A 9,210-nucleotide genomic window follows, 5' to 3' on the forward strand; every position below is an offset into this window, starting at 1 on the left:
TTGCAATGATTGCCATTGGAATGGTTGCCAAAGCTACCGCCGGCAACAACAGATGCTTCAGTACCTCAATGAACTGGTCAGTTCGGCCTTGGATCAGCGTGTCTATAATATAAAAATTCGTAATAGCATCGACTGGATTTCGTACTTCCTCCCTGCCCGATGTCGGCAGCCAGTCCAGATTAATGGCAAACATCCACTGCTCCATCAATCCAAGCCAGAAAATCGGCATAGATACCCCTATCAAGGCAAGCACCATGGCTACGTAATCAAACCATGAATTCTGGAACCATGCGCTAATAATCCCCGCGTTCACACCTATGACGATGGCAATCAGCATCGCCACGAATGATAATTCCATTGTGGCAGCAAAGTATGGCCATATTTCACTGTTGATCTCTGACTTCGTCCTTAAGGATTGTCCTAAATCACCGGTCAGCAAGTCGCCTAGATAGTTGAAATATTGAATATACCACGCCTGGTCAAGTCCAAGCTGTTTTGTTAAATCCGCCATCGCTTCCTTAGTAGCAAGCTGCCCGAGAATGACTTGGGCGGGATCGCCAGGGATTGCTCTGATTATAAAAAATACAATAAGTGAAAGACCCAACAGTACAGGAACTAATGATAAAATCCTTCTGACAGAATAGGCAAACACCTTCCCACCTCTTTTCATGGTGATATGTCTTTAATAAACGGAGGTCAGTGATGACCAACGCGCTCCGCTTTTCAGCAGAAAAGGGAGAATGCACATGTTCTCCCTTTTCCTGATGCATTATTTTTTGAATTCAACAGTTGCAAGCAGGTCAGAACCTGTTGGGTGTGCCTTGAATCCAACCACGTCAGCTCTTCCCGCAAGAGCAGGCTCTGAGTGAACTAGTGGAATCCAAGGAGCATCCTCTTTAATTAGCAATTGAGCTTCTTTATAAAGTTTTTCACGTTCAGCCTGGTCATTAGTAGACTGAGCCTTGATGAACAGATCATGTACCTCTTGATTTTTGTAGCGTGCATAGTTATTGCTGTCAATGTTGTCCTGGTCTAAAAGTACATACAGGAAGTTGTCAGCGTCACCATTGTCGCCAGTCCAGCCAAGCAAGAAAGAATCTGCTTCACCAACACGGGCTTTTTCAAGATATGTTGCCCATTCATAAGAGACAATCTTAGCTTTTACGCCAATTTTGGCGAAATCAGCTTGAAGGGCTTCAGCAACCTTCTTTCCATCAGGCATATATGGTCTTGCAACAGGCATTGCCCATAGTTCCATTTCAAAGCCATTTTCAAATCCAGCTTCTTTTAGAAGCTCCTTAGCTTTCTCAGGGTTATATTCATAGCCCTCAACTTCATCATTATATCCTGCAACAGTTTTTGGCATTGGGTTCTTAGCCGGCTCAGCTGCACCAGCGTAGAATGCGTCGATCAGCGATTTCTTATCAACAGCATAGTTTAATGCCTGACGTACCTTCTTGTCTTTTAACGGTCCGCGTTCGTTGTTCAATCCTAGATAAGCGACGTTCAAAGAAGGACGGAAGAATGTCTGCAAATCAGGATTGCTTTCGATTGATTCGACATCACTGAAATTCACGCCGTCAATAATGTCAACTTCTCCTGTATTCAATGCATTCAAACGAGCTGAGTTCTCTGGGATTACACGGAAAATAACTTCATCAAGCTTTGGAAGTCCCTTATCCCAGTAATTTTCGTTCTTTACCAAGGTAACCTTGTCATTGCGTTTCCATTCCTTGAATTTAAATGGTCCAGTACCAACTGGGTTTTCAAGGAATTTATCACCATACTTCTTGACTGCTTCAGGACTTGCAATTCCAAATGGAGACATAGCAAGGTTTTTGTTGAAAGGAGCAAGTATACGGTTTAATGTGAATTCTACTGTATACTCATCAACAGCTTTTACTTCCTTGATTACATCACCAAATTGTGAGTTATAGTAATAGAATTGCTCTTTGTTTCCTGCTTTCCAGCGCTCAAAGTTGAATACTACTGCTTCGGCGTTGAAATCCGTACCATCGTGGAATTTAACACCTTTGCGCAATTTTAATGTGTGCTTTAGACCATCTGGAGATTCTTCCCAGCTCTCAGCAAGACCTGGCTTGATTTCTGTATCCTGCTCACCAAATTCGATGAGAGTTTCATAGATGTTTTTTGTTACTTTAAAAGCTTCACCTTCAGTTGTAATCGCTGGGTCAAGCGAAGTTGAATCGCCACCGCGGCCGAATACGAGAGTTCCGCCTGACGATGATCCGCCGTCTGAATCAGATTCCCCGCCAGTTTTCTTGCCGCCAGACTCATTACTGCAGCCGGCTAGCCCTAAGCTCAGGATCAGGATAAAAGCAAAAAACATCAATCCAAAACGCCTTTTCATATTTTTCCCCCTTGTTTTTTCGGACCAGTATTTTTGGTTCCAGTCCATGATATATATCATCTATGCTGTTTTACTCACACACATTCCTATTTGCTAGGAATATAGATGGCAGGCAGCAAAATGACCAGGTTCAATTTCCCTCAATTCGGGTCTATCAGTCTTGCAAACTTCCATGCATGCCTTGCATCTTGTATGGAAGGCACATCCCTTAGGCGGGTTTGCTGGACTTGGGATATCTCCAGTCAGCAGTTCTCTTTCCCGCTTGATCTCAGGATCAGGAATAGGAACAGCCGCAAGCAATGCTTTCGTATATGGGTGAAGCGGTTTTTCATACAGCTTATCTGCGTCTGTAATTTCAACCAGCCTTCCCAAATACATGACTCCCACTCTATCGCTGATGTGTTTTACCACTCCCAGGTCATGGGCTATGAAAATATAAGTCAACTGAAATTCCTTTTGAAGGTCTCCCAGTAGATTTAACACTTGTGATTGAATCGAAACATCCAGCGCCGAAACAGGTTCATCCGCAATAATCAGCTTTGGCCGTGTCATAAGGGCACGGGCAATTCCAATTCTTTGGCGCTGCCCTCCGCTGAACTGGTGAGGATACCTTTTGGCATGGTAGCTGCTGAGGCCTACAACCTCAAGCATTTCCTTTACCATCTTCTTGCGCTCCTGTTTAGTCCCGATGCCATGGACAATCAATGGCTCCTCGAGGATTTTTTCGACCGTATGCCTTGGATTCAGTGAAGCAAATGGATCCTGGAATACCATCTGCATGTCCTTGCGGGTTTTACGCATATCACTGTCTGAAAGAGTAACTAAATCTTTACCTTCAAAGACCACCTGCCCTTCAGTAGGATCTGTCAGTCGCATCAACATTCTTCCTGTTGTGGATTTCCCGCAGCCTGACTCGCCAACCAGGCCGAGTGTTTCGCCTTTATTGACCCAAAAGCTGATATCATCAACAGCCTTGACGCTTCCGGTTTGTTTGCCGAGGACGCCTCCAGTGATAGGGAAGTATTTTTTAAGATTATCAACTTTTAACAGTACTTCTGCCATTCGCTACTCCCTCCTTCTCATGTAAAAGGCAGCGCACAGAATGTCCCGGCCTTTCAGTTTCATAGAGTTCGGGATTTTCACTCAAGCATCTGTCCATTACAAATTCGCACCTGGCAGCAAACCGACATCCTGTTTTAATCGACCCAGGCTTTGGAACGTTTCCTGGAATCGAGTACAAGCGCTCTTTTTTCTCACGGATATCAGGAATCGATTTAAGCAGGCCAAGCGTATATGGGTGCTTCGGATTCTTGAAGATATCCTCTACAAGCCCTTCCTCTACGATTTTGCCAGCATACATGACAACCACTCGCTGGCAAACCTCTGCCACGACACCTAGATCATGCGTAATCATGATAATGGCTGTATCAAGCTTTTCGTTCAAATCCTTCATCAATGCCAATATTTGCGCCTGGATGGTGACATCAAGCGCTGTAGTAGGTTCATCAGCAATCAATACTCTAGGGTGGCAGCTAAGCGCCATCGCAATCATAACCCTCTGCCTCATCCCTCCTGAAAGCTGGTGGGGATATTCCTTGATGATCTGCTCAGCTCTCGGGAGTCCGACGAGCTTCAGCATTTCAATCGCCTGCTGATATGCATTTTTTTTGCCCAGTTTCTTATGTATTTTCAACGCTTCTGTCAGCTGCTCGCCAATCGTAAATAATGGATTTAACGAAGTCATAGGCTCCTGGAAAATCATCGCTACTTCATTACCCCGTATCTCACGCATCCTTTTTTCCGATGCATGGACAAGGTCCTCACCATTAAGGAGGATTTCCCCACCTGCTATTTTCCCTGGTGGCTGTGGAATCAGCTTCATGATGGATAATGATGTAACGCTCTTGCCGCAGCCTGACTCTCCCACAATTCCAAGGATTTCTCCTTTGTTCACTGAGAAGCTGACGTCGTCAACAGCTGGAATTTCGCCATCCGATGTGATAAAAGATGTTCTTAAGTTTTTTACATCCAAAACCGGAGCATGTACCACTTTACTACTCCTTTCTATTACCGAAATATTATTGCTGAATATAATTTACTTCTGTCTGTGTTAAACATTTTATATTAAATACAATGACTTAGTCTACTGATTTTTCTTAATTATTTAAATATAATAAACATTTGGAATAATAATAGGCGATTTGAGCTATTTTATTTTTTGTTTAGATGTATTATGAGCCATTCGGGTTACCACAAGGCAAAAAAAAACGAAACACTAATATGTGCTTCGTTTTTTAACTATTATTTAATTTTCCAGCTGCTGAACCTGGAACAATCGGTAGTAGCCACCTTGCTTTGCCATTAACTCATCATGACGGCCAACCTCCACGATTTCTCCATGTTCGATCAGCACAATCCTGTCGGCATGTGTAATCGTGGACAAACGGTGTGCGACAATGAAAGTGGTTCTGTCCTTGGCAAGCTTCTCGATTGCTTCCTGTATGAGGTGCTCACTTTCCAGGTCAAGCGCAGAGGTAGCTTCATCCAGGATCAAAATCGGCGGATTTTTAAGAAAGACTCGGGCAATTGCCACACGCTGTTTTTGCCCTCCAGAAAGCTTGACGCCTCTTTCCCCTACTTTTGTTTCATATCCTTCAGGTAAATTCATAATAAATTCGTGGGCATTTGCCGCCTTTGCCGCTTCCACTACTTCCTCTTCGCTGGCTCTTGGTTTACCCAGCAGGATATTTGATTTGACCGATTCACTGAATAAAATATTATCCTGTGCAACCATTCCTATTTTATCGCGCAGAGAACGGACTTTGAAAGAACGGATGTCTTGTCCATCAAGGAAGATTGCTCCTTCAGTAACGTCAAAGAACCTTGGCATCAGACTGACGAAGGAAGATTTCCCTCCGCCGCTCATTCCTACAAGGGCAATCGTCTCTCCTTTTTCCACATCAATGTTGATGTTCTTAAGGACTGCTTCCTCGCCCTCATCATAAGCAAAGCTTACGTTGTTAAAGGAAATATCGCCATGGACCTTTTTCAGTTCAATCGCATCTTCTGAATCCTTGATATCATATTTTTCATCCATGAATTCAAATACACGGTCCATTGAAGCGATTGACTGGGTTAATGTAGTTGAAGAGTTGACCAGCCTGCGGAGCGGATTGTAAAGCCTGTCGATGTAAGCGATGAACGCAGCCATTTCCCCGATGCTCAGATTTTCCTGGAGAACTTGATAGCCTGAGAATCCGATAACGAGAAGCGGAGCGATATCCGTGATCGTATTGACCACAGCAAATGCTTTGGCATTCCAGCTTGTGTGCTCTAAAGCCTTTGTTAAAAAGTTCTTATTCTGGCGGTCGAACTGCGTCTGCTCATAATCCTCGATTGCGAAGCTCTTAATGACAGAAATTCCTGCTACCCGCTCATGCAAGTAGCTTTGTACCTCCGCAAGTGCCTGTGAACGCTCCCTCGTAAGCTTACGCAGATTCCCGAAAAAGTACCTAACGGAAAAAGCGTAAAAAGGAAACAGGATAAGCGAGACAATGGTCAGTTTCACGTCCATAGTAAACATGATAGCAGCCGCTATCAATATAGTAGCAACGTCAAGCCACAGGTTCATCAAGCCGGTCACGACGAAGGTCTTCGTTTGTTCAACATCGTTGATCATTCTCGAGATGACCTCACCTGCCCTAGTATTCGAATAATACTTAAAGCTGAGACGCTGCATGTGCGTAAACAGTCTGTCTCGTATATCATAGAGAATTTTGCTTGCTGTCCATTGGGCAAAATATTGGCGGTAATATTCAATAGGCGGACGCAGCACAACAAAAACTACGATCATGATGCCCATTACCCAGATCAGCTTGTCCGTTTTCTCTGTTTTACTTAATGTGTCGTTGGCAATGACATCATCAAGGACAAATTTTATTAACAATGGTATTAACAGCGGGATTGCGAATTTAAGAACCCCTATAATGATTGTTCCAATAATCTGCAGCCGATATGGTTTTACGAATTTTAAGTATCTGTGGATGCTGCCCAATTTTGTTCCCCCTTATGAAGCCTTGCCTAGCTTTAACTGCGAAACAAAAACCTGTTGAAACAAATCAACAGGCTGCTTTGTCTATCCTGATTGGTCAACGACGATAAGTTAAATACCGTTCATAATAAATATCGATAAAGTCAGGCGCAAATGGACCTTTCCGTTGCCTGATCCAGCGTTTTAGCTTTTCGACATTGTATTTTAGGATCTTGTCAATCACATCCGGATATTGCATTTCTTTTCGGTGGCGCTCATATTCATCTTCATCAAGTAAATTAAATGTCATGTCAGGAAAAACTTTAATATCGAGATCATAATCAATATATTTCAGCGCTTCTCCATCAAAAATAAATGGAGAACTAATATTGCAATAATAGTACACGCCATCTTCCCGAATCATGCCTATAACGTTGAACCACAGTTGAGAGTGGAAGTAACAGATTGCAGGCTCTCTAGTAATCCAGGTTCTTCCGTCTGACTCCGTTACGACTGTCCGGTCATTCCCGCCGATCACAAGATTCTGTGTTCCTTTTAAGACGGTGGTTTCTTCCCAGACTCGATGGATGTGCCCATTGTGCTTATAACTATGGATTTGGACAGATTCACCTTCGATGGGTACGCCCATGTTCTTCTCCCCTACTTTCCTTTCCCGGAAACTTTGCAACCTATCAATGTATATTTATCTAGAAAAATTGAAAAACGACAAAAGGCAACAAAGAACGATTCCTATTTTTTATTATTATAACGGTTAATGGAAGAATTTAAAACAAAAGAGCCACCGATTTACAGCGATGGCCCCTTAAAATTGATATATTTTTATAAATTAGTGAACTTTTCTGAAATGATCGATTAATAATAGACCTTCCTGAGTGCTTTTTATCGAAAAGTCACCGCTAATTCTTGATACGTATGGATCACTTCTTCTGTTTGTTTTTCAAACATTCGGTGGATCTCGTGCAGCTCCTGTTTCTTCCGGTCAATCTCCACGCGAAGCTCCTCCAATTCAGCATTTTGCTTGAGAGCATCCAGCTGCTTTTCGATTTCCTGGCACCGTTCTAATTCAGACTGCAGATAAAGAAGCTTTTCCATTGTTTGCATTTGGGTAGAGACCAATTCGTTAAATTTATCCATGCTTTTCCACCGCCTGTAAAAATTTATCTTCCTAATGTATTCGGTCAGGCAGATGGATTTCCTTTGACTAGTTATGTAGAGTATTCAGAACATTTGTCGAATGATTTTAAAAATGCTTCGAGAGGGCAAACCCAATCTGAATTGTTATTCATACATTTCTAATAATTTTATTGAAGGTTTCTCATAACAATGAAGTCAGGAAAATCCTCTTGAGTTCTGGATCGGGCATCTCATGACTATTCGTGTGAGGAAAATAAGTGCGTATGATTCGCCCACTACATTGGAAAAGGCACTCTTCGAATAAAGAGTGCCTTTCGTATAGGTGATCTTAGCTCTGTTGGCCAGAGTTTTGACCTTTTTTCGCTTCAGCTTGTTGATTTTGTTGACGTACTTCTTGAGCGTTTGTTTCGCTAGCGAACTCAGTGCCGTATTGGCCTTGTGCGCCTTGTCCAGATTGAGCGTTTTGTTGTCTCACCTGTTGAATGTTTGTACCAGCTTGAGATTGATTAGGTTGTTTTGCCATTGTTATCACCTCCACGAATATTAATGTAACCATCCGTGGAGTGAGCTATCCGATTTTTTTATACCAAATTCAACCAATAATCTAATTTAAACTATGGCTCTGTTAAAGCTGAATGTTCATTTTCATACCCTGTTGATTGTAGTGGAAGGCGCGTAGACTCCTGCGGTCTCAGCTGGACAGCTGAGACCCCGCAGGAGCAAAGCGACGAGGAGGCTCAGCGCCAGCCCCGCGGAAAGCGAAGCGCCTGGAACGAAAATCAACAGCCTTGATTAACAGAGCTAAACTAATAATGAAATTCCGCCATCGACAATGATTGTCTGGCCGCGAATCATACTGGATTCATCTTTTAAAAGGAACATCACTGCATTAACCATGTCATCAATCTCGACCATTCTGCCTGCAGGAGTTTTCTCTCTCGCTTCTGCTAGCAGCTCCTCCCTGTTTGGGAAGTGAGTCAATGCTTCTGTATCCACTGCACCGCCGGAAACCGCATTGACAATGATGTTTTTACGGGCAAGCTCGACAGCCAGATAGCGAGTTAAAGCTTCTAGGGCGGCTTTTGAAACCCCTACGGTTGTGTAGTTCTCTAAATAGCGAATCGAGCCTAAAGAACTGATGCTGACGATTTTACCGCCTCCGTTCCTCTCCATCAGCTTTGCAGCTTCCTGGGCACAGAACAAAAGCGCCTTGCTGTTGATATTCATTGTCCAGTCCCAATGTGATTCCTCGAGCTCCATCGCCGGCCTAAGCACACCTGATGCAGCATTATTCACAAAGACATCAAGCCTGCCGAACTCTTCATCAATCTGTTCGAACATCGCCTTAATCTTGCTCACATCACCGACATTAGCTTTAACAACAAGCACCTTCCTACCAATGGCCTCTATTTCCTCTGCAGTTTCTTGTGCAGCTTTTCTGCTGCGCGCATAATTGACGACAATGTCATAGCCTTCTTTTGCCAATCTAATCGCTGAAGCTTTACCGATTCCTCGGCTGCTGCCCGTGATCAATGCAACTTTCTGGGTCATAAAAAAATCCCTCTCTTTAATTATATTTTTAGCTCTTATGTAAATAGCAGCAAATGCTCCTGCTTAGCCACTCAATTAATGTGGCCGAGTTTTAGTTGTTTTG

The 9,210-nt window shown here is 43.2% G+C and carries 9 protein-coding genes; all 9 read right to left on the reverse strand.

Annotated features, from left to right (window positions below; all coding sequences use genetic code 11):
• Positions 1-652, reverse strand: a 652-nt coding sequence (locus tag WB217_RS14455) for an ABC transporter permease (RefSeq protein WP_423993934.1), incomplete at its 3' end; no start/stop codon positions are given.
• Positions 653-769: 117 nt separating this feature from the next.
• Positions 770-2,371: an ABC transporter substrate-binding protein gene (locus WB217_RS14460; protein ID WP_423993936.1), complete on the reverse strand. Its 1,602-nt coding sequence runs from the start codon at positions 2,369-2,371 to the stop codon at positions 770-772.
• 93 nt (positions 2,372-2,464) lie between these two features.
• On the reverse strand, positions 2,465-3,433 hold the full coding sequence (locus WB217_RS14465; protein WP_423993937.1) for an ABC transporter ATP-binding protein: 969 nt from the start codon (positions 3,431-3,433) through the stop codon (positions 2,465-2,467).
• On the reverse strand, positions 3,408-4,421 hold the full coding sequence (locus tag WB217_RS14470) for an ABC transporter ATP-binding protein (RefSeq protein WP_423993939.1): 1,014 nt from the start codon (positions 4,419-4,421) through the stop codon (positions 3,408-3,410). Before WB217_RS14470 ends, WB217_RS14465 begins: the two co-directional genes overlap by 26 nt.
• A 255-nt stretch (positions 4,422-4,676) precedes the next feature.
• Positions 4,677-6,425 (reverse strand): ABC transporter ATP-binding protein, encoded by a 1,749-nt coding sequence (locus WB217_RS14475; protein WP_423993940.1) that lies wholly within the window; start codon positions 6,423-6,425, stop codon positions 4,677-4,679.
• Positions 6,426-6,519: 94 nt separating this feature from the next.
• Positions 6,520-7,050 (reverse strand): nucleoside tri-diphosphate phosphatase, encoded by a 531-nt coding sequence (gene ntdP / locus WB217_RS14480; RefSeq protein WP_125481814.1) that lies wholly within the window; start codon positions 7,048-7,050, stop codon positions 6,520-6,522.
• A 251-nt stretch (positions 7,051-7,301) separates the two neighbouring features.
• A complete protein-coding gene (locus WB217_RS14485; RefSeq protein ID WP_423993941.1) occupies positions 7,302-7,556 on the reverse strand; it encodes a YgaB family protein in 255 nt (84 codons plus the stop codon).
• 328 nt (positions 7,557-7,884) lie between these two features.
• Entirely contained in the window at positions 7,885-8,079 is a 195-nt protein-coding gene (locus WB217_RS14490; protein ID WP_423993942.1) for a gamma-type small acid-soluble spore protein, read from the reverse strand.
• A gap of 278 nt (positions 8,080-8,357) precedes the next feature.
• Positions 8,358-9,107 (reverse strand): enoyl-[acyl-carrier-protein] reductase FabL, encoded by a 750-nt coding sequence (gene fabL, locus WB217_RS14495; RefSeq protein ID WP_423993943.1) that lies wholly within the window; start codon positions 9,105-9,107, stop codon positions 8,358-8,360.
• Positions 9,108-9,210 lie beyond the last annotated feature (103 nt).

It is taken from the genome of Mesobacillus sp. (assembly GCF_049588175.1).
In the GTDB taxonomy this organism is placed as follows: Bacteria; Bacillota; Bacilli; order Bacillales; family Cytobacillaceae; genus Mesobacillus.